Below are 21971 nucleotides of genomic sequence, written 5' to 3' on the forward strand. Positions count from 1 at the left end.
GGCCGGTCCGGGGCGCGAACCGGACGGATTCAGTCCATCCTCCGAGCGGTGCCCAGCAATCCGGTCTCCACGTCCGTCGCGCTGGTCATCACCCAGTGGCGCTCACGGCCCGCCACCCAGAGAGTCACACCGTCGGCCAGGGTGGGCAGCGCCTCGCTCTCGGCCCGTGCGAGCCCCAGGATCCGGCCGATCTGCTGCGCCTCTTCCGGCGAGACCCGCTGAACACCCACGAGGGTCGCCGCCCGCATCAACCGGGGTGCCACGGGGCTCAGATAGGGCAGCAACGTCAGCACCGACTGCCACGGCGAGGACACCACCCGGCCGCGTGGCGGACGCATTCCGCAGTCGCGCACCACCACCACGGGGCTGCCCACGGTCGCACCGGTCGGCGGGACCCGTCCCACGTCATGGAGCGAGATGCACTCGAGACCGGCACCCGCGGCCTGCGCCAGCGTGGTCCACGCCTGGGTACGGCCCGTCTCGACCGCCACCCGCGCACCCGTACCGGCCGCGCGCAGCGCCAGGACCTGCGCGGTCCACAGACCGCCGATCAACAGGACGTCGTACGGCGCCGGCCGGTGGAACCCGATCATCTGCGGGCGCCCCTCGGCGTCGTCCCCGATGATCACGCCGTCGTCCCCCACCGGCAGCGAAAGCGCGCCCAGGTGGTCCGCAGCCAGGGTGTGACCGGCATGGCGCGGCCCCAGGAGCCCCCGCCTCGGAGCGATGTGCTTCGTCACTGTGCGCCTCCCAGCGGGAGCGTGGCCAGGACACCCGGCAGCTGCTCGCGGTCCAGCCGTACGAGACCGACCTCCGCGTGCCGGGCGGCTTGCTCCAAAGTCCTTCGTACCCCGACCAGTTCGGTGTCGGAGCCGCCGGTGATCCGTACGTGGCCGCGCACGGACATGTGACCCTGGTGCGCCCCGCGGCGCACCGTCAGGCTGAACGTCGTCGCGTACGCGGGCACCGAGGTCAGCAGCGCCACGAGCCGCGGCAGCGGAGTCGCTCCCCGGCCGAGCTCGGGCCAGCGGTCCACGGCGTAGGTGGTGTGCCAGCGGTCGTCGCAGCGCCAGACCCGCGTGGTCTCCGTCGTCCGTCGCTGCGGCGCGGCATCCGGACGCCCGGCGCGCGCCGACAGGATGGGATTTGCGCACGCGGACGTGGCCACGGCGGAGTTCAGCTCGTCCTGGTCCAGCACCGAGGCCCGGAACCCCGCGCCGGTGATCCGGCTCGCCACATGGTCGGCGACCCGGACCAGACAGCGCTGAGCGCCTCCGAGCCCGCCACCGCGCGCCTCCACGGCCTCCCGGCACAGCTCCGGATCCAGCTTCACCGCCACCCAGGTCATCCGCAGCGCGGGCGCCCCGGTCCGGTCCTGGAGGGGGGCGTACGACAGCCTGGCCACCGACCTCTCCGGCAGATGCGGCGCCGGAGCGGGCCGCACCTGCTGCACCAACTGCGCGGACTCCAGCACGATGTCGTCCACCGCGAGCGCGTCGCCCAGGAGGGACAGCGGGAGCGCCCGGGCCCCCATGGCCTGACGGAGCGACTCACCGCTCGCCTCGACCCGTACGACGGCGGTCAGGAACGTCCCGTCCCCGATCATGCCAACCGTCCGGCGGGCGCCGTCCACATAGATGTAGGGAGCGAACCCCGGCACGTTCTCCGCCACCGGCGCCAGCTGCGGCTCCGTCTCGGCCGGTGACGCCGTGGCGGTCCGCCTGCGACGGCGGAGGGACGACACGGTCGACAGCCAGTCCTGCACGGCCCGGCCCCGGCGGCGTACCACCGCGAGCAGGATCAGCAGTGCGGCGATCACACCGGCCGGGATCATCCAGGCACCGCCGAGCGCGGCGCCCACAACGGCGACCGCCAGGGCGGCCTCGACGAGCACCAGCTGCCGCAGCGCGGGACCGACGCGGCCGGTCCTGGAGATCGAGTGGAGAGTGGTCGCAGCGGGGGTGTCCCCCGACTGACGGGGAGCCGATCCGTCCGGTCCGTTGCTGCGTTGCCGCCGGGAAGGGGCGGGCGTTCGCTGGGTGGACCGCCTCGTGCGCTCGCCCGTCGCTGCAGCCATCGCCGCGTTGCCCCCTCGTGTCCGTATTCACCGTTTTTTTCACGGGCGTTGATCGGGCGATCACCCTACCTGAGCGGTGAATGCCAAGTGCCAACAGGCATAGTAGGGGTCCCGGTCGGCGGCAGCGGTCCACGGCGGGTGTGGGAACCTGGTCGCCCACTGGGGAGAAGGGGCAGCGCGCACATGGCATCACGGCGGGACGAACTCAATGCCTACACCTTCGCGAAGCGGAGGTTGGTCGCACAGTTCCTGCAGCCCCACCCGTCCGGCTCGGAAGAGGGCGCGCCGCGTCCGCTTCGCGCGGTGGTGCCCGGAGCGATCGTCGGCGTGGTCGTCCTGGCGGTGTTCGGCGCCTGGGGGATGTTCAAGCCCGTGGCGCCCCAGAAGTGGGACACCCCGTACGAGAACGTCATCATCGCCAGCAAATCCACCACCCGCTACGTGGTGTTGAAGACCGACGGCAAGACGCAGCTCCACCCCGTCCTGAACATGTCCAGCGCGAAGCTCCTCCTCGCCCCGGACAAGGGCAAGGTCATCAACGTCGACGAATCGGTCCTCGACAACGGCAAGATCCCGCACGGGGCGACCCTCGGAATCCCGTACGCCCCGGACCGCCTGCCCGACCCGAAGGAAGCCGGCTCCACCAAGCGCTGGGCGGTCTGCGAGCGGCCCGGCGAGGGCGGCAGGGCCATCCAGAAGGCGGCGTTCGTCTTCGCGGAGCGCGAGGAGAAGAAGACCGAAGGCACGGGCAAGCTGCGGGGCGGCGAGGTGATGTACGTCGAGGGCCCCGGCCCGGACAGGACCCGCTACATCGTGGACGCCTCGGGCAAGGCGTACGCGGTGGAGAAGGACGAACTGCTGCTGCGCACCCTGGTCGACCAGAACGCCCCCCAGCGGGTGTCCGCCGACTGGCTCGCCACGCTGCACATGGGAGACGCGGTCACCTTCCCGGCGATCGACGGAACTCCTGGGGCCGACGCGGGCGTTCCGGGACAGCTGCAGCCCGAGGACAACAAGGTGGGCAGGGTCCTCGCGGCCACCGCCGGCACCAGGACCCAGAAGTACGTGGTGCTGCCGGGCAGGGTCGCCCCGGTCTCCGACTTCGTCGCCAAACTCCTGGTCAACAGCCGCACCCTGGTCGACCTCAACCCGAACGGACGGGTGAAGCACGTCAGTGCCGGAGCCTTCGAGCCCGGGGAGGCGTTCGGACAGGCGAAGGACTGGCCCACGAGTGAGCCGGCGCCCGTCAACTCCGCGGACACGTCGAGCGGAAGCCGCAACACCGTGTGCAACGTCCTGCGCAGTGTCTCGGACAAGGACGGCACCAGCACGCTCAGCACCTGGGCGAGTACGGCCTTCCCCGCCACGCTCCCCACCGGCTCCAGCAGCGCCTACGCCACCCCGGGATCGGGGCAGCTCTTCCGCCAGTTCAAGGGGTCCAGCCCCGACTCCGGCCCTCTCTTCCTCGTGACCGACACCGGGCTGCGCTATGCCATGCAGTCCAACGGCGACAGCGTGCAGGGCGACTCAGGCATCGGTGAGTCCGGCACCGATGAGGAGAAGAAGAACAGCCAGCAGGAGGCGCAGCAGGCGCAGAACCATCTCGGGTACAAGGACGTCGAGCCCGCGCCCGTACCCGCCGCCTGGTCCACCTTCCTGCCGACGGGCCCCCGACTGTCGACGGGCGCGGCCCGCCAGCCGCAGGGTTCGTGAGGAGCGACCACGTGACAACGGACACCTCTTCCTCCCAGGCTTGTTCGCGGCGGCTGCTGACAGCCGCGGCCGCCACCGCCGTTCTCCTCGTCTCGCTGCCGGCGCTGCCCGCAGCCGCGGACGACTCCACCCAGTGCAACTTCGGCCCGGACTCGAAGATGTACACGGGCCGGCCCTGGGCGCTCCAACGTGTGCTGATGGACGAACTGTGGGAGCAGTCCACCGGCAAGGGCGTACGGGTGGCTGTCATCGACACCGGCGTCGACATCAAGAACCCGCAGCTCAAGAAGGCTGTGGACGCCGGGAGCGGCCGTAACTACCTGCCGAAGAACATCAAGGACGACAACGGCAACAAGATCGAACGTGGCAACGAGAACGGCACCACCGACGTCGTCGGGCACGGCACCAAGGTCGCCGGCATCATCGCCGCCCGAGAGATGAAGGGCACCGGCTTCACCGGCCTCGCTCCCGACGCGACGATCATCCCGATCCAGCAGAACGACGCCGAGGGCCACGGGACGGCGGGGACGCTGGCGGACGCCATCAACTACGCCGCCGGGCCGGGCAGGGCGAACGTCATCAACATCTCCCAGGACACGGCCGACGCGGTGAAGCCCACGGCCCTCCTGGAGCAGGCGGTGGACGCCGCCCTGGACAAGGAGATCGTGGTCGTCGCCTCGGCCGGCAACGACGGTCTGGGCGGCAACATCAAGAAGACCTACCCGGCCTCGTACGAGGGTGTCCTGTCCGTGGGTGCGTCGGACCGCAACAACGAGCGGGCCGCCTTCTCCCAGTCCGGCGACGTGGGCGTTTCGGCCCCCGGTGTGGACATCATCTCGACGGTCCCCGGCGGGGGACACTGCTCCGACAACGGCACCAGCTTCTCGGCCCCGTACGTCGCCGGGGTCGCGGCCCTCATCAAGGCGAAGCACAAGGACTGGACGCAGGAGCAAATCGTCGCCCAGATCGAGCAGACCGCGGAACGCTCGATCGCGGGCAAGGACCACTTGGTCGGCTGGGGCGTCGTCGACCCGGTGCGCGCGCTGACCGAGGATGACAAGCCCATCGAGAAACCGGTGGCACACGAAGGTGTGAGCAAGGGCGAGGCGCCCTCTCCGGCCGTCGTCCACCTGGGCGAAACCGCCGAGAAACGCAACGCCCGGCTCGCGACGTATGTCGTGGTGGGCGGGGGAGTCCTGGTCGCCGCGATCGCGGGTGCGGCGGTGGCCGTACGCGACAGACAGCGGCGGCTGGGGCGACCTGGCGGTGCATGAGGCCGGGGAAGTTACGTGATGGACAAGACAGTTGGTCCTGTCAGTGCCATTGGCTAGAGTGATGTTATGGGGTCAGTGCTGTTCACGCGGGTGCGATAGCAACGCGAAACGGACTGAGCAAACGGGGAATCGGGGAAGGGCAGCAACGTGAGCAAGGGAAAAGGAGATCTCCGGCGCGGAGTAGGCGCCCTGGAGAAGTTCCAGAAGAGTGTGAACGCGTTGCTGGCGGACCTCGAGAGCTCACCGGCCGGCAAGTCGAAGGTCGCGGCACAGACGGTGTCGCGTAACGCCTTGAGCGGCGGGAACACAAGCTTCGCGGAGGCGGACGGCCTCTACACCCAGTACAACCGCGTCCACGATGCACTCGTCACGCTCTCGAAGTCGCTGGGTGACCAGATCGAGTACCTGAGCCTCGGTGTGCATGCGGCGGCGGTCGGCTTCGACAACGTGGACGACGAAACGCGGCGGCGGTTCTACGAGATCCAGATGCGTCTGGACGCGGAGAGCGAGAAGGCGCGGGCGGAGAAGCACAGCAAGCCTGAGCAGAACGCCGACAAGCAGAGTGACGGGGGATGGGCAGCCGAATGAGCGAACCGAAGAAGCCGGGACCGGGTTCCGAGACGCAGCCGGAGCTCACTCCCGCAGAGCAGCAGAAGCAGGACACGGAGCGCGTCCAGGGGCAGCTGATCGTCACGGATGTGACCCGTCAGATGCAGGGCGTGATGGAGGCATTCGGGTTCGGGAGTCCTGGCGCCTCGGGACGGACGTCCTTCGAGGGCGTTGACCTCAACGTGATGATCGACCTGATCGAGAACTCCAACCCGGAGCACCTCGAGGAGGCTGGTCGGGCGCTGCTGAAGGCGCGAACCGCGATCAGTGACGCGGCGAGGGAGCTGGGCGGTTTCATCAATGGCGTGGACTGGGAGGGCGAGTCCGGAGTCGCCTTCCAGGACTGGGGCACGGACTTGGTGGCCCATGCCGAGAAGCTGGGCGAATTCGCCCAGGCGGCCGGCACGCAGATCACGGTCGCGGGCACCGGCCTCGCCTCGGTGCGTAACTCCCTTCCTCCTCGCGACAGCCGTCTCATCCGCAAGTCCCCCGAGGACATCGAGTCCCCGGCGCGGATCGAGACGAACCCGGAGTACGCGGCGGCGCTGAAGGTCGAGAAGGACCGCCAGGAGGCCATCAACCAGGCGAACCGGCTGGCTTCGTATTACGCGGTCGCGGGGGAGACGCTGGCGTCGCAGGAGCCGCCGCGGTTCGACAAGAAGCTTGATGTGGCGATGCCGCGGCCGGGTGGATACATCAGGCCCACGACTGGCTCGGAAAGCTCGTCAGCGGGTCCCGGAGCGTCGGGGAACGGCGTGTCACAAGAGGGCGCGAGCCATGCACCCTCAAGCAGGGCGGAATCTGGTGGCACCAGTGGCCAAGCAGTGATCGAACCTCCGGTAACGCCGCCTGTCCTGGACAAGGGTGCTTCGACAGAGATCAATAGTGTCTCCACCGCGCCGCCGCCGGTGACTTCTCCGAACACACCATCCCCTGTACCGACTACTAGCCCTGCCGTGCCTGGGGGAGGCCCGAACCTTCCCATGGCGCCTGGCTTCGTGAACCCCGTTACGAATAGTTCGCGGGGCCCCCAGGGCACTACAGGCGCGCCTAGAGCTGTTGGCCAGACAGGACCCGGTGGTTCCCGATCGGGAAGCGGCCCTGCGGCAAACAGCCGCGCCGGTTCTCCGGTGGGGCGCCCAGCGCCGATGGGAGGGGGGTCGGCCTCCGGAACCACCGGACGCCCCGGTGGTGGCCCGCAGGCGCCCACGGCCGGTCGGTCCGGTGTTACCGGTGGCAGGCCCATGGCCGCAGGTCAGGCAGGTACGTCCGGAGCCACCAGTCCGCGTGCGGGTAGAGGCGGCATCGTCGGCGGGACCCCTCAGCGCACCGTTCCCGGCGCGGGGGCATCCGGCGGTACTCGTGGTGTCTCGCGCGGCACGGTGATCGGAGCCGGTGGTACAAGCAGTACATCCCGCCCTGGTGGGCGAGGCACCCCCAGCACCAATGGAGTTGTGGGTACACCCCGCGGAGGGGCTGCACGGCCTGGCGTCGGCGCGAAGGGCTTCACCGCCGGAGGTGCGGGGCTCGTTCGTGGCCCTGCGGGTCGGAAGGATTCCAGAGACGAGGATCAGGACGACGGCACGCCACGCCCGGACTTCCTGACGGAAGACAGAGAGACCTGGGAGGCCGGCCGCCGTGGATCCGCACCGCCGGTGATCGAGTAGGTACAGGGAAGGTTCGGGAGTCGGGATGACAGCAGTAATGAGCCAGACCTGGAAGCGCCATAGCCCTCTCCAATTGCGAGGGCGCTTGCTAGGCACTGTGGCCTTGGCCGCCGCCTGGAGTGTGGGGTTCGCGGGGGCTGCCCCCTCGGCCCTTGCCGCTGACGTGCAATCGAAGCAGTGGTACCTCAGTGCGATGCAGGCCGAGGAGATGTGGAAAGTCACCACGGGCGAGGGCATCAAGGTGGCTGTCATCGACTCAGGCGTCAATTCATCGACGCCGTCCCTGGAGGGGCAAGTCCTGAAGGGGCTTGACGCGACAGGGGCCGACGGTAACGAATACGACGACTATGACGGCCACGGCACCACAATGGCTGAGTTGATCGCAGGAACTGGCAAGGGTGGAGGGCTGAAAGGCCTCGCACCGGGCGCGAAAATCCTCCCGATGCGCATCACCGATACAAACTTCCAAAATGAGCATTCGGTAAATGCTCATGACACCCGAGATGCAATTCGAGCTGCAGCAGACAGCGACGCGCAGATCATCAGCATGTCTTTTGCCAGCGATTTTGCATCTCGGGAAGAGAAGGAAGCGGTCGAATATGCCGAAAGTAAGGGAAAAATTTTCTTTGCTGGTGTAGGGAATAATGCCGAGAAGGACAATAGGGAGCAGTATCCAGCCGCGTATCCGCAGGTCGCTGGTGTCTCCTCGGCGGACCGAGACGGAAAGGTAGCCGAGTATTCCCAAAATGGGAGCATCGTCGATATTGCAGCTCCTGGTAACGACATCCCATATTGGTGTGACGAGAGATTCCAGGCATACTGCGACGGTGATGGCGGAACAAGTGCAGCAACCGCGATCGCATCGGCTTCGGCAGCCTTGGTGTGGTCCGCCCACCCCGATTGGACCGCGAACCAGGTCCTCAACGTACTTTTTGACACCGCCAGCCGAGACTGGAAAAAGGGCACGCTCAGCAAGTACCTCGGCCACGGTCTGATCCGTCCTTCCATGAACATCCTGAAGGGCAAGGGAGCCCCCGGCGCCCCGGACATCAGCCCCCTCACCAAGGAAAAGACGTCCGGCTCCACAGCCTCGCCTGCCGCATCCGCATCAGGTTCGTCACAGCCCGAGAAGAAGGACGAGGCTGAGGACGCCGCCATGGCAGGCTCCAGCACGGAGAAGAACGATGACAGCCAACTGGGCCTGATCCTCGGCGGAGTGGCAGTAGTCCTCGTGCTCGGCGGCGGCGCTTTCGCGCTGGTTCGCAAGCGCCGCAGCGCCTGACCGACCGCAGTTCTTCACACGCACCCCGGCGGGAACGCCGGACCGAACAAGAGCACCAGGAAGGAAGCCAGAACCATGGCAGATCAGAAGCTTTCAGATGAGATGCTCCTCAAGCTCGAGGGTGAACTCAGCAGGCGATTCGACTCCGTGAGGGGCCAGCTGAAGACGCTGCAGGCGACGATCGACAGCCTGGAAGGTGCCTGGAAGGGCATCGGCGCCAACGCCTTCAACGTCAAGCAGGCTGACATCAACGTCAGGATGAGCGGCATCGCCACCCGGCTGGTCAATTTCCAGGAAGCCATCAAGGCGGCGCGCACCATCTCGGGCAACACCGAAGACGAGATCAGGCAGGCCCTCCAGGGCGTGGACGTCGTCGACGGCCACTCCACTGGCTCGGAGGCCAAGACTTCGGCCATCAACTCCCTCTGAAGCTTGCTGTACCCCCGTACCGAGTACGGGCCACCACATCGAACTAGATTGAACTGGAGGACCGTATGTCGACCAACGACGGCACGATGGTTGTCACTTACTCGAGCCTGGAGCAGGCTGCCGGGGACATCGACCGGCAGAGCAGGCAGCTTCAGGAAGACCTTGCGTCGATCAAGCGCATGATCGCCAATGTCTCCGAGCTCTGGGTCGGCGAGGCCAAGACGGCGTACGACGCGGCACAGGCCGGCTGGGACCGCGACGCCACGGGGATCCACACGGCCCTGTCTGAGATCTCTCGCAAGGTGCGCGACGCCGGTACGGCCTACCAGGCCGGCGACAAGCGGGCGCGAGCCAACTTCGAGTAGGACTCGACAGAGAACAAACAGATCAGGGTGGGCACGCACGGGAGGTGCCCACCCTGACGTGTGTCATGGGGGAACGGCGGAACCAGCGCCGCAACAGCCATCATGCCAGCGGCCGCAGCCCTTATCTGGTCATCCAACCCGGCCTGGACGGCCAACCAGGTCCTCAACGTCCACGTCGACACGGGTCGGCTTCCGCCTCGGCTTCGGCCAAGCCTGAGAAGACAGCGAAGGCTGGCGACGCCGCCCTGGCAGGCTCCAGTACCGAGAAGAACCACAACGACCAACTGGTCTACATCCTCGGCGGAGTGGCGGTGGTACTGGCGCTCGGCGCCACCGCGTTCGCCCTCGGCCGCCAACGCCGCCGCACCACCTGAACGCCTTTCAGCAGCCGTTCAGGGGTCACGCAGCCCCGGGGCGAGCGAGCCGCTTTCCGCGGGTGCCCAGGTGGGCCGCAGAACCTCACAGGCCCCGCAGCCCCCGGCGCGCGGCGTGATGCTAGTCCTTCACCAGGGTCCACCACCAGGCGATGCTGGCAATCGGCAGAGGCTGGTCGGCTTCCCTCTCCTGGAAGGGTGAAGCGGCGCTGCCGGCCGGCAGGTCGGCCGGGTTCTCCGGGTTGACGTAGCGATGGGTGGTGAGGGACCAGTCGTAGTCGGCGCGGATCCAGGAGTCGCAGTCCGTGATCCATCGACCGAGCTCGGGGCCGGCGTCACGCAGGATCTGGTCGCGGAGACGGAGGTAGAGGGCCATGGCGCGGGTGTGCATCACGGCGGTCTCGCTCACCGCTTCGTCGAGGGTGCATTTCCGCTCGTACGCGATCAAGTCGACGATGTTTCCGTATCCCTCTTGGCTTCGTTGGCGCTCCTTGTGGTACGACACCAGGTCGTTGGACCAGCCGATGATCGAGGCGAAGATCTCGACGAACCCTCGGATGTCATGGCGCTCGTAGTCCGCAGCGGGGAGGTCGTACCCGTGGATGATCTCGCTGAGGGTCGAGAAGATCTTGACCCCGGAGGAGTCGAGCCGGACCGCCAGGTGGTCGGAGAGCGTGGGGATCCGCCCTGCGGCGCTGTTGGCAGCCATCCAGATCTGTCCCTGGAGGTAGGCGCGGAAACTGGCGGCCCAACGGGCTGTCTGCACCGGGGTGGTCAAGCCGTCGAGCCGCAGACGCAACTCGCGTAGCGCCGCGCTGTAGTTGTCGTCGGTGGGCGCCGTCCAGGGGACTTCGACGATGCGCTGGAGCTTGGTGATCATGAGCAGTGTGGCATCCGGGGAAGCCGCGACGGGCCCCTCGTCGCAGTACTCGTCATCGAAGGCGAAGAGCCACATCAGGAAGTCCGAGGTCCACTGCAACGCAGCGACGCGGCCGGAAGGGGCGCCGCGGCTGGTTATCTCTCCCACGGAGATACGGGTCAGCCGTTCGCGCTGCGCCCGGTCGGAGTAGAGGCCGAACCGATCGAGCCAGGCGGCCGAGCGTTCGTCGATCTCACGCCAACTTGGATGGATCCCCGAGGGGAGCGGAACCCACAGCTGGGGGATCTTCGGCGCTGGTGCTGGGGAGGTCATGTACCGCCCTTTCGCATGTGCTTTTCAATGCCTCTGAGACCCGGAAGTTAGCAAGGTGTACGGGGAACGGGTACAGCCGTTTCAAGCCTGGTTGGCTCGTGGACGGCTGTCGTTTTCAGCCGGGGTCCAGGCCCCTGACAGCGCCTCCGGCGCCCACGGGAGGTGCGAAAGTGGTTGATCACGCATCGTTTGCAGTTGATCGGTCTCTGAGCACAGTTGGCCCGAAAGTGCCTCTTGCCAGTTCAGGATTCATCGATTCGGCGATGGAGCACTGGGTTCCGCCCATCCGGGACCCTCGAAAAGGCCGAGTACGCCCGGTCCACCGCAGTCGTCCGTGCCAGGCGGACCGATCCGCGCAGGGTTGTCTCGGCGGGGATGCGGGGCTGGGAAGGGGAGATCCCTCAGCACGCACCTTCACGGCTCGTCACGGCGAAGTCGTAGTTCGGGACCGTCACCGAGCCGGCTCCACCCGCCACGCCGGGGGACTCGTAGTCTCCGTCCTTCGACGGCGTGCGCACGACGTGTACGCAGAAGGCCGCGTCCGATCCTGCGGCCTGGACCGTGTAGTCGGCGTCCGAGGGCTTGTTCGAGGCTGCACTGCTGGCCCCCACCCCGTCCTGCGAGGCGCCACCGCCGCCGTTCTCGGCGATCTCCTCCTCGATCATTGTCGCGAACTCCTCGTCGAATCCGCTGTCATCACCAAAGATGTCACCGAAACGCGAAGTGCCGTCCAATTCCGCCGTGGCCTGGCTGACCGCGCTGGACAGCTCGTCATCGCTCCACTCCCCATCGGCGACCACGGCCATGAACGGGAACGCCGAAAAGATGCCGATACCCGCCATCCCGAAGAGGACGACGCGAGCCGCTATGAAGGCGGAATCGGGGAGTTCGGGCGCCGAGGGGCTGAACGACTCACGCCACCTGCGGACCCTGTCCGCCTTGACGCAGCCCATGGCGATGAGCCCGGTGGCCAGCGCAAAAACAACCACGTTCAATGTATTCAACGCCTACCTATCCTTTGTGCTCGGGCCACAGGATCGGCGACACAGCTGTCACGTCGCCTCCCTCGATTGTGCGCGATCTTGATATCAGTTCAGCCGCCGCCTGTGCACTGCTTCGAGGAGCTCAGGGCTTTGGTGAACTCGGTGATAATTTTCTTCACTGCATTTTCATTTGCTGTTCCGGGTTCGGGTACCTGAACTACCGCGAATAGTTCATTCCCTGGCCGGATCGGTTCTGCGCACTCCACCTTTCCTACCGCGCCGCGTTTGGAGTAGATGTACCTTCCGTCGTCTGAAAAATTATCAAGCTCTACGTAAGCCTGGCCCTGCGCTATATCTGTCAGATTCGGCCTGTCATTCCACCATTCTTGACTTGCCACTAGCGCAATCTTATTGTCCACCAGGACTTGACAACGCTCGACTCCATCGGCGGGTGATTCGCTCTTCTCAAGCACTTCTTCCCCCCCGGGGAGTACTGGAGACAGCAGCCCCGCCGGCATCGATGTGCCACACAAGGAAGTTGGGACGTTGTATTTTTGTTCCGCTCCCTCGGAGCAGCTCACAAGCGAGACGATGAGAGCGGCAGAAATTGCGGAAATCCATGAAACACTCTTACAGTGGGCAAGGGCTACGCCACGGGTCATAAATTCACTCAATTCATGAACTTGCCGCGAGGGCTCGGGAGGGACTGCCTAGATGTCTGTCTTGAGGTCGGGCCCCATTGCTGCGACGTTGGGGCCGGCGTCGGTAAAACCATCGCGCGCGCCTGTGCGAGCGTACGTGGCGAGATCACCCAGTGGGATCCCGTGGGCCTTTGCGGCTCGGATTGCCGCTTCTTGGCTGTGCTTGAAGTTTGTATCGCGCCCGTTTTCCCAATGTTCGGCCATGACGGGGCCCGCCTCGTTTTTGGCCTCTCCTTCGTAGTCTTTGAAAATTTCTTCCATGAACATTCCGGTTGCGGTTCCAGCTGCTCCTCCAACGGCAGCACCGACCGCCGGGGTAGCAATGAATGATGTACCCACACCGATGCCGATCCCAATGCCTCCGGAGATGGCTCCCTTTGTCTGAGTCAAAGCGTGGTCGTAGGATTTGTCCTTCTCTTCTGCAGCACCTGAGATTTCTTCCTGCCGACCAATAGCGAGTGTTCCGGCTACCTCCCCTGAGGCGTAGGAAATCTGGGATACCGTCAGGTTCTTATCCGAGGAGAATCGCTGATCGGTCGGCAGGTCTGGGTTCAGGTGGTGATCCATCAGGTTCATCATGTATTCTTTTTGGCTGAGTTCCACCCGGGCGTAACCCTCAGGGGTCTGGCCGACTGCCAGTAGGAATCGAGTTGTATCTCTATGGTTTAGATCCGCCGGACTTCCAGCGATCGGGAAGAGGTTGCTGATTTTTCCATCTTCCCCATCTTCCAGCACTCCCGGGTCGTCACTCATTGCTCGATTCATGTCAGGCAAGTATTCGGATGTAATTTGGCCGATGCTGTCACCCATATAACTATGATCCGTCAGGCGTGTTTTATCTTCGGATACTGAGGCGACGAGATCCCCCATGAGCTTGGCCTGCTGTGCGCTGTGTGGTGACGCGTCTTCCCTGGGGCCCTCGCCCGCCGGGTGCCCGGTCGTGGCCGCTTCCAGGGCCAGGGCCATGTTGTTGCGCCCAGCGATGCTGTCCTCGCCCTTGTCGGTCTGGTCCTCCGGCCAGTCCCGCTCTCCGAAGAGGTAGTCGAAGTTGCTGAGCTCCCTCATCCCCATCTTCTTGTCGCCGTCAGTGTCTTCCTTGAACTCGTGGTCCTCCTCCTTCGTCAGGAAGGTGTCGCTGAAGAACTCCGTCGCGGCGTCAGGGCTGCTCGACAGCGCCTTCATGAAGCCGGTCATCGGGTCCATGCCGGAATCGGATCCGGTGCGGTTGAGTGTCGGGTCCATGGGGGCCGGGGTGTTCCAGGTGCCGTGCCTGCCGTTATCGGTGCGTTCCTTCTCGGTTTTGATCAACTCGTTCCCGTACTCGTTGAGGAAACTGTTGTCGTAGTTCCCCCAACGCATGAGATTGCTCATCACTTGGAAGCCGACGGTGCCTGAATTCTTCGAGATGGGCTGGCTGCCGAGCTCTACCATCTCGTGCTTCCACTTCGTCATCCCGGACGAATCACTATGACTGGCAGTGGCCAGGGTGAGACTCAGGTTCTGCTGCAATTCGTCAAACCGGTCGCCCCGGGCCCTCTGTAGGTCGGTAGAACTCGGGGTGTTCAGCTCCGCCCAGAAGTCCAACGTCCCCTGCGCTTCCAGTTGCTCCGCGAAGCGGGCACTGAACAGCTCGTCGCCCGACATCTTCTTGAGCCCGGTGTTCAGCTTGTCGAACTCCTTGGCGGTGAGGTCGTCCGGGTTCTTCTTCGCGATGGCCGCCAGCTCGTCGGCCTGCTTGATCGCCTTGTCAGCGGAGTCCCGGTCCTTGTACTCGGCGCCCGTGAACCCCAGTTCGGACTGGTCCGCGAGGGCCCTGAGAGCTACTGAGCCCGTGTGGTCGCTCTCGGTCGCCTTGTCGAGGATCCCCTGGAGCTCGCCGCGGAGGGCGTTGACATCGCGCTCGCTCTCGCTGGAGCCCGGAACGGTCGGGCCCACGGGCGAGCCCACGGGCGGGTTGACATAGGGGGTACTCGCCGTGACGGTGAACCCCCCACCACTGGTGGCAGCGACCCTGAGGTTCTTCGCCGACCCGCGTTCCAAGGCTTCGTTGAGCTGCCTCTGGTAGGCCTTCAACTCGTCGCGTGTGTCCTTGACGATGTTCCACAGGGACTTCGCCTGCTTGTGGGCGTCATCGAATTCCCGCACCGTCTTGTCGACGAACCCTTTGGTGACGTCGGCGTTGTCGCCCGACCAGTCGGCCTTGTCGGCCGCTGCCTTGAGACCGTCCCGGGCATCGTCCTTCAGGGCGGCGAGGCTGCTCACCATGGTCGACCAGTCGGTGACGGCCGCGTCCAGTTGCCCGAACTTGGCGAAGCGCAAGGTTTCGAAATCCATCAGTTGTCCGCCTTGTTCTTCTCACCCTTGGGTGCGTTGTCGTCGTCGAAGGCCTCGTCGAGCACGGCGATACTGCTGACCCTGCTCCGGACGTATTGGTCGTCTCCGGCGTGCACGTACTTCGTGAAGTCCATGTGGTTGGCGATGTGACCACACGCATCGAGAAGGGACTTGAGCTGGACGTCCCACTTGTTCGCCACGTGCCGGAGCGCGCCACCGAGTTCGAAACCCTGCGTGGTGAGATCGCCCGCCGCTGATTCGCTGGTCGGGACTGCTACGCGGGCCTCTTTCCACAAGCGCGTATTCAGCTTGGAAGCCTCGTTACGGACGCCCGACAGGTCGGTCTGGTTGACGGCGAGGTCTCCCTTCCTGCCCCCACCGCCACCAGGCTCGGCCTTGTTGAGGTGCATCTGCGTGCCGCCCTTGTCGGCCGCGTCTTCCTTCAATTGTTCCCACTCGGCCCATGCCATGCGGAGCCCCCGTCAGTCGGTGCGTACTGGAATGCTGAACGATTCGAACATCTGGCGCGGCGGCGCCACCCCACACGCCGCGGCGGGCGGCAACAGCGGCGCGCATGCGCCTGCCGTCACCGCCCGCCCCGGTACCGCGGTACGCCCTGCCGCTACCCGTCCATGAGACCGGACTGCACCAGCGGATTCCCGCGGCGCCGGGTGACGAACACCCCTCGCCCCGGGGGCATCGGGCGCGGTCGTACGTTGCCGAGGATGTCGCCCTCGATGGGGTCGCCCGAGAGCATCACGCCCTGCGCGCCCAGTTCCAGGATGCGCTGCAGGAAGGGCTCGTACAGTGCGCGGCCTGCTCCCGCCGTGCTGCGGGCGATGATGAACCGCACGCCGACGTCGCGGGCGAACGGCAGCATCTCCGTGAGCTTCGCCAGCGGGTTGCCGCTCGACGTCGAGACCAGGTCGTAGTCGTCGACGACCACGTACACGTCGGGGCCGCTCCACCAGCTGCGATCACGCAGCTCCTGCGCCGTGACCTCGGGCGAGGGGGTGCGGCGCTTCATCAGGTCGTACAGGGCGTCCGCGTGGTGCTCCATGTTGTTGGACATGGGCACGTACTCCGCCAGGTGCGTGGCGGGGGTGACGTCCAGGAGCGCTCGCCGGTTGTCGATGACGAAGAACTTGGCGGCGTTCCCCTCGTACCTCTCGGTCAGTTGCTTGATGAGCAGGCGCAACAGGTTGGACTTGCCGGACTCGCTCTCGCCGAACACCAGGAAGAACGGGTCCCGCTCGAAGTCGAGGAAGACCGGCTCCAGGTTGTTCTCGTCGATGCCGAACGCGATGCCCCGCTCCGGCCGCGCGTAGCCCGAGGGCAGTTCGCGGACCGGGAGTTCGCGGGGCAGCAGTCGGACCGCCGGGGCGGGCGCCGCGGTCCAGTGCCGGGCGACCTCCTGGTTCATGGCGGCCGTGGCCTCGGACAGGTCGCTGTCGGAGTTGATGCCGTCGATCCGCGGTACCGCGGCCATGAAGTGCAGCTTCTCCGGGGTGAGACCGCGACCGGGTACGCCGGCGGGCACGTTGACCGCGGCCTTGCGGTCCAGCTCGGAGTCCATGACGTCACCGAGCCGCAGTTCGAGCCGGTTCATCAGGTGGTCCTTGAGGTTGGCCCGGACCTCCATGGAGCGCGAAGCCGTGACGATCAGGTGGATGCCGTAGCCGAGACCGCGCTGTGCGATGTCGATGGCCGCGGATTCCAGGCCCTCGTAGTCCGTCCGGAAGTTGCCCCAGCCGTCGATCAGCAGGAACACGTCGCCCCACGGCTGGTCCGTCGCCGAGATATCGCCGCGCGCCCGCATCCTGCGGAAGGTGGCGATGGAGTCGATGCCCGCGCTGCGGAAGTACTCCTCGCGCCGCGCCATGATCCCGTACACCTCGGCGACCGTACGGCGCACCCGTTCGGGGTCGAGCCGGGACGCGACCCCTCCCACATGGGGGAGACCGGAGACCGAGGCCATGCCGCCGCCACCGAAGTCGAGTCCGTAGAACTGGACCTCCTGGGGCGTGTGGGTGAGGGCGAAGCCCGCGATGAGGGTGCGCAGCAGCGTGGACTTGCCCGACTGCGGGCCGCCGGTGATCTGCATGTGGCCCGCCGCGCCGGAGAAGTCCCGGTACAGCGTGTCGCGGCGCTGCTCGTACGGCTTGTCGACCACACCCAGCGGTACGACGAGGCGTCCCGAGCCCTCGAACCCGGGCTGGGTCAGCCCGCGCCCCTCCACAGCGGAGAGCCCAGGCAGAAGCTCGTCCAGCGACGGCGGATTGTCCAGCGGAGGCAGCCACACCTGGTGCGCGGACGCCCCCCGGCCCTCCAGCCGGCGCACGATCACGTCGAGCACCGTGTCGGCCAGGGCGTCGTCCTCGGACGTGCGGGCGTCGGGTACGCCGGTCTGCGCCGTCGGCTGTACGTAACGCACCGGCACCGGAGCCGCGGTGAACACCACCGGCCTGCGGTCCACCGGCAGAGGGCCGGAGGCCGCGGCCGGCTGGGCGCCCGAGCGGTACACCCCGGAGACGTACGCCGCCTTGAAGCGCACCATCTCGTCCGTGCCGTACTTCAGATAGCCCGAACCAGGGACATTGGGCAGGTGGTAGGCGTCGGGCACGCCCAGCGCGGCGCGGGACTCGCCGGCGGAGAACGTACGCAGACCGATCCGGTACGACAGATAGGTCTCCAGGCCGCGCAGCCGCCCCTCCTCGAGGCGCTGCGAGGCCAGCAGCAGATGGACACCCAGGGAACGGCCGATACGCCCGATCTGCACGAACATCTCGATGAAGTCCGGCTTGGCCGTGAGCAGCTCGCTGAACTCGTCGATGACCAGGACGAGAGACGGGATGGGCTGCAGCGGCGCACCCGCGGCCCGCGCCTTCTCGTAGTCGTGGATGTTGGCGTAGTTGCCCGCGTCGCGCAGCATCTCCTGGCGGCGGTTGAGCTCACCGCTGATGGAGTCGCCCATGCGGTCCACCAGTGTCAGGTCGTCCGCGAGGTTGGTGATCACCGCTGCGACGTGGGGCATCTGCGCCATGCCGGCGAAGGTGGCGCCACCTTTGAAGTCCGCGAGGACGAAGTTCAGCGTCTCCGACGTGTGGGTGACGGCGAGGCCGAGGACGAGCGTGCGGAGCAGCTCGGACTTTCCGGAACCGGTGGCGCCGACACAGAGACCGTGCGGGCCCATGCCCTCCTGCGCCGCCTCCTTGAGGTCCAGCATCACGGGGCCGCCGTCCTCGCCCACGCCGATCGGCACCCGGAGCCGCTCCGCCTGCGAGCGGGCCCGCCAGGTCCGGCTGACGTCGACCGAGGCGGCGTCTCCGAGATTCAGCAGATCGGTGAACTCCAGATTGGCGAGCAGCGGTTCGTCGTCGTCCCCGCCCGACGCCACGTGGAGGGGAGCCAGCTGACGCGCCAGCGCCTCCGCGGCCTCGTGACTCAGCAGGTCGGGGAGGCCGTCGTACACCAGGCCGTGCCCCGACTCCAGCTGCAGCGAGTGGGGGTCGACCACGATGGAGAGGCCGCCGCGCGCTCCGGTGACCTGGCCCGTGACGATCTCGACGACCGTCACGCCCTGAAGGCCCTCCGCCGACGCGAGCGCCGACGTCGCCGGCACGGACTCGCCGTCGAGCACGACGACGACGTGCGGCTGGTCGAGGATCGGCTGGCCACCCGGCTGGAAGCGAGGCCGGCCGTCGAGACGGCCCGCGAGCATCTCCTCCAGCTCCGCGACGCTCGTCGTGATCAGGCGGCGGCTGCCGGCGCCGTCGATGGAGCCCTGCACCTGGACGTGGGGGAGCCACTTCGTCCATTCCCAGCGCGGAGCGGCGTCGCGACCGGTCGCTACGGCGATGATCAGGTCCTCGGGGGAGTGCAGCGAGGCGAGCGCCCCGACCATCGCGCGGGCCGTGGCACGCGCGGACTCCGCCTCACCGCTGATCGTCAGGTGGTAGAAGGCGCGGAGCGAGACCGCCATCGGCAGCCCGTCCAGCGTGCTGTGGGTCGTCAGGAACTGCTGCATCGCCCCGGCGGTCAGCGGCTCCAGCTCATCGACCGGCGCGGTGTCCGGTGCGACGAGCGGCGTGGCGAGTTCCTGGCTGCCCAGGCCGATCCGCACGTGGGCGAAGTCCGCGTCCCCGACACGGCGCTCCCACACCCGGCTGCCCTCGGCGACGAGCGCCCACAGCTGCTCCGGGGACGGGTGGAGGTAGAACTGCGCGTCGCGCTGCTGCCGGGCGGTCCTCAGCACAGCGCGTCTGGTCTGCGTCAGGTACTTCAGGTAGTCGCGCCGCATGTCCGCGAGCTGACCCTGGGTGCCGCGCCGGAAACGGATGATCATCGCAATGGCCATCGCGACCGTCGACGCAATCATGATCATGCCCATGATCCGCATGATCGGGTTCGGCGTCATGAAGAAGAAGACGACGGAACCACCCATGCCAAGCATCGGCAGCAGCTGCATCATCACCCCCTCCTGCTGCCCACGGGGCAACTCGGGCGGAGGTTGCAACTGCACCTGCTCGCCCGGAACTTCGGAGGGGAGGGCCCGCGGTGGGCGCTTGACGACAATCTGGCTCACAGCTCACCAATTCCCTTGCCGGACGGAACTGTTCCTATCGGCGCCCCCGTGGCGACGGGTTCCGTCCGCGGGAGGATCCTACTGGCGTACCCGTCGACCCGAGGGCGGTAGGGTGTCGCGACGCGTGTACGCATCCGCTAACTACCGCAAAAAAATGGGTCATTCGGGACGCAGCTGGAGCCCTTGGCCCAGGGGTGCGTTCCAGAGGGAACCCAGGAGAAGCATGAGGGGGAGCAGCAGGTGACTATGACGGCCCAAACGGCGGCTACCGGATCCGGTCGGCCGGGTCCCGGAGTTCCGGCCGGCAACGGAACCGGCTTCTGCCGGGTCACGGTCGTCGCGCCCGACAGTCGCGTCGACGTGGCGCTGCCCGAGGACATCCCCGTCGCCGACCTCTACCCGGAGATCCTCCGGCTGTCGGGGCAGAGCCCCGCCCAGGGCGCCCCGGTCGGCTATCACCTGGTGCGGCGTGACGGCACCGTGCTCGACAGCGGGCGCACGCTGGCAGGCCTGCGCGTCCTCGACGGCGAGCTGCTGTCCCTGCGGCCCTTCTCGGAGTCGCTGCCCCCCGCGGTCTTCGACGACGTCTCCGACGCCGTCGCCACAGCCGTCGCCCGGGACCGCACCCTCTGGGGTGACACCCTGATGCGCTCGGCCGGCCTCTTCGGCGGGTCCGTCCTGCTGGTCCTGCTCGGCTTCGTGCTGTGGACCTCCGACGTCCGGCACGACATGCACGGCCTGCCGGGCATCCTGGCCGCCGTCACCGCCCTGCTCCTTCTCGCGCTGGCGTGCGTACGCGCGCGTGTCTACGCGGACCGTGGGTCGTCCATCGCGCTGGGGATCGGCGCACTCGCCAACGCCGCGGTCGCCGGCGCCGGGCTCCTCTCGCTCAGCCAGGGCCAGGGCATCGGCAGGCTCCAGTTCCTGCTCGCCTGTGCCGCCGTGCTGGTGGTGTCGGTGATCCTCATGATCGCCGCCCCCGAGGGCGACGGAACGTTCGTCGCGTTCGTGTTCGCCTCCGCCATCGGCGTGCTGGTGACCTTCATCGCGATCATGACCGGCATGGCGCCGTCCGAGACCGCGGCCGTCTGCGCGCCCCTCTCCGTGGGGCTCCTCGGCTTCCTGCCCGGACTCTCCACCCGCTTCGCCCGCCTCCCGATCGGCTTCGAGCCTCCCCGCACCACCGTCGGCGACTACGGGACGTCCGACCCGGCCCCGCAGGGCCCCGTCGACGCAGACCGCATCGCCGCCCAGGCCCGGCGCGGCCACGAACTGCTCCTCGGCCTGGTCGGCGGATGCGCGCTGGTCGCCGTCGGTGCGGCCGCGGTGCTCGGCTTCTCGGACAGCGTCTGGGGCCAGCTGCTGGCGCTCGCCACCGGGGTCGCGATGCTGATGCGCGCCCACCTCTTCCGCTACACGGCCCAGGTCGGCTGCGCCCTGGGGGCGGGTCTCTCCGCGCTCGTACTCCTCGGCCTCGGGCTGTCGCTCAACCCGCCGGTCGAGCTGTTCCTGGCCGCGCTCAAGGGCGACAGCGCGGGACTCGACATCCGTACGATCTGGCTCACCGCCGCGGTCGCGGGCGTGGCCGCGCTGATCACCGCCATAGGCCTGATCGTGCCGCGCAAGGGCGTCACCCCGTTCTGGGGGCGCTTCCTGGAGGTCGCCGAAGCCTGCGTACTCCTCACGCTGCTGCCGCTGTGCCTCGCCGTTTTCGACGTCTACCACTCGATCCGGGCGCTCACCAGCTGACACCCGTCGGGGGTGTCCCGAAGGGCTGGTACTCTGACCAGTGGCCGTTTGTGTACGCGTCCCCGGATCATCCTGGGGGCTGCGCTCATCGGACCTTCGCCTCCGAGTCATGGAAGCTCCCCTGAGATCAAGACCAGGGGCACTCGTGGGCGCATCGAACATCAAGAGGAGTACGCGTGCCGCTCGACGCCGCTACGAAGAAGCAGATCATGTCCGAGTTCGCCCAGAAGGAGGGTGACACCGGATCCCCCGAGGTCCAGGTCGCCATGCTCTCCCGCCGGATCTCGGACCTGACGGAGCACCTCAAGACGCACAAGCACGACCACCACTCCCGTCGTGGTCTGCTGATCCTGGTCGGCCAGCGTCGCCGCCTCCTGCAGTACCTTGCCAAGAAGGACATCCAGCGCTTCCGTGCGCTCGTCGACCGCCTCGGCATCCGCCGTGGCGCGGCCGGCGGCGCCAAGTAAAGACGCTGTTGAAGGGAGCGGTACCCACTTCCAGGGGACCGCTCCCTTTGCCGTACGTGCGGTACCGGGCCCCGGCTCAGTAACCTGGACGTACAACACCAGACGAGGAGAGGCGCCCCACGGCCGCCGCCGGTCCTCGGTAGTGGCCCCCGGGACAACGCCCGGGAGCT

18 protein-coding genes are annotated in these 21971 nt (G+C 67.1%); 10 read left to right on the forward strand and 8 right to left on the reverse strand.

All coding sequences use genetic code 11. From position 1 onward, the window contains the following. Positions 1–29 precede the first annotated feature (29 nt). Together OG379_RS28175 and eccE are read right to left on the reverse strand one after the other, a co-directional pair. The gene (locus OG379_RS28175) at positions 30–740 is read right to left on the reverse strand and encodes a hypothetical protein (RefSeq protein ID WP_362937838.1); all 711 of its coding nucleotides are present in this window, start codon (positions 738–740) and stop codon (positions 30–32) included. Further along, entirely contained in the window at positions 737–2077 is a 1341-nt protein-coding gene (gene eccE, locus OG379_RS28180; protein ID WP_362937841.1) for a type VII secretion protein EccE, read from the reverse strand. Before eccE ends, OG379_RS28175 begins: the two co-directional genes overlap by 4 nt. A gap of 183 nt (positions 2078–2260) precedes the next feature. On the opposite strand from eccE, the gene eccB reads away from it, so the two are divergent. The 8 genes from eccB to OG379_RS28220 all read left to right on the forward strand — a co-directional run bounded on the left by eccB (position 2261) and on the right by OG379_RS28220 (position 9992). After that, positions 2261–3790, forward strand: coding sequence for a type VII secretion protein EccB (gene eccB, locus OG379_RS28185; RefSeq protein WP_405665776.1), 1530 nt, complete (start codon positions 2261–2263; stop codon positions 3788–3790). Positions 3791–3801: 11 nt separating this feature from the next. After that, the gene (mycP, locus tag OG379_RS28190) at positions 3802–5064 is read left to right on the forward strand and encodes a type VII secretion-associated serine protease mycosin (RefSeq protein ID WP_405665777.1); all 1263 of its coding nucleotides are present in this window, start codon (positions 3802–3804) and stop codon (positions 5062–5064) included. Positions 5065–5211: 147 nt separating this feature from the next. Next, positions 5212–5652, forward strand: coding sequence for a hypothetical protein (locus OG379_RS28195; protein ID WP_405665778.1), 441 nt, complete (start codon positions 5212–5214; stop codon positions 5650–5652). Further along, positions 5649–7340 (forward strand): hypothetical protein, encoded by a 1692-nt coding sequence (locus tag OG379_RS28200; protein WP_405665780.1) that lies wholly within the window; start codon positions 5649–5651, stop codon positions 7338–7340. The genes OG379_RS28195 and OG379_RS28200 overlap by 4 nt, the downstream gene beginning before the upstream one ends. 25 nt (positions 7341–7365) lie before the next feature. Next, positions 7366–8622 (forward strand): S8 family serine peptidase, encoded by a 1257-nt coding sequence (locus tag OG379_RS28205; RefSeq protein WP_405665781.1) that lies wholly within the window; start codon positions 7366–7368, stop codon positions 8620–8622. A 75-nt stretch (positions 8623–8697) separates the two neighbouring features. Further along, positions 8698–9051: a WXG100 family type VII secretion target gene (locus OG379_RS28210; RefSeq protein WP_104789510.1), complete on the forward strand. Its 354-nt coding sequence runs from the start codon at positions 8698–8700 to the stop codon at positions 9049–9051. Between the two features lie 65 nt (positions 9052–9116). After that, positions 9117–9416, forward strand: a complete 300-nt coding sequence (locus OG379_RS28215) for a WXG100 family type VII secretion target (protein ID WP_362937856.1) — start codon at positions 9117–9119, stop codon at positions 9414–9416. Between the two features lie 102 nt (positions 9417–9518). Then, entirely contained in the window at positions 9519–9992 is a 474-nt protein-coding gene (locus OG379_RS28220) for a hypothetical protein (RefSeq protein WP_405665782.1), read from the forward strand. On the opposite strand, the gene OG379_RS28225 is transcribed toward OG379_RS28220, so the two are convergent. The 6 genes from OG379_RS28225 to eccCa all read right to left on the reverse strand — a co-directional run bounded on the left by OG379_RS28225 (position 9912) and on the right by eccCa (position 19585). Then, a complete protein-coding gene (locus OG379_RS28225) occupies positions 9912–10982 on the reverse strand; it encodes a (+)-(1(10)E,4E,6S,7R)-germacradien-6-ol synthase (RefSeq protein ID WP_405665783.1) in 1071 nt (356 codons plus the stop codon). The genes OG379_RS28220 and OG379_RS28225 overlap by 81 nt on opposite strands. 401 nt (positions 10983–11383) lie before the next feature. Next, positions 11384–11971 (reverse strand): hypothetical protein, encoded by a 588-nt coding sequence (locus OG379_RS28230; RefSeq protein WP_405665784.1) that lies wholly within the window; start codon positions 11969–11971, stop codon positions 11384–11386. 104 nt (positions 11972–12075) lie between these two features. After that, positions 12076–12627, reverse strand: a complete 552-nt coding sequence (locus OG379_RS28235) for a hypothetical protein (RefSeq protein ID WP_405665785.1) — start codon at positions 12625–12627, stop codon at positions 12076–12078. Between the two features lie 48 nt (positions 12628–12675). Beyond that, entirely contained in the window at positions 12676–15000 is a 2325-nt protein-coding gene (locus OG379_RS28240) for a hypothetical protein (RefSeq protein WP_405665786.1), read from the reverse strand. Beyond that, positions 15000–15470 carry a hypothetical protein gene (locus tag OG379_RS28245; protein ID WP_405665787.1) on the reverse strand — a complete coding sequence of 157 codons (471 nt, stop codon included), beginning with the start codon at positions 15468–15470 and terminating at the stop codon, positions 15000–15002. The genes OG379_RS28240 and OG379_RS28245 overlap by 1 nt, the downstream gene beginning before the upstream one ends. Before the next feature lie 152 nt (positions 15471–15622). Then, a complete protein-coding gene (eccCa, locus tag OG379_RS28250) occupies positions 15623–19585 on the reverse strand; it encodes a type VII secretion protein EccCa (RefSeq protein ID WP_405665788.1) in 3963 nt (1320 codons plus the stop codon). Positions 19586–19831: 246 nt separating this feature from the next. On the opposite strand from eccCa, the gene eccD reads away from it, so the two are divergent. Further along, positions 19832–21334 carry a type VII secretion integral membrane protein EccD gene (gene eccD / locus OG379_RS28255; RefSeq protein WP_405665790.1) on the forward strand — a complete coding sequence of 501 codons (1503 nt, stop codon included), beginning with the start codon at positions 19832–19834 and terminating at the stop codon, positions 21332–21334. 176 nt (positions 21335–21510) lie between these two features. After that, positions 21511–21801 carry a 30S ribosomal protein S15 gene (gene rpsO / locus OG379_RS28260; RefSeq protein ID WP_003965855.1) on the forward strand — a complete coding sequence of 97 codons (291 nt, stop codon included), beginning with the start codon at positions 21511–21513 and terminating at the stop codon, positions 21799–21801. The last annotated feature ends 170 nt before the right edge of the window (positions 21802–21971 follow it).

This window comes from Streptomyces sp. NBC_01166 (assembly GCF_045039765.1).
Classification (GTDB): domain Bacteria; phylum Actinomycetota; class Actinomycetes; order Streptomycetales; family Streptomycetaceae; genus Streptomyces.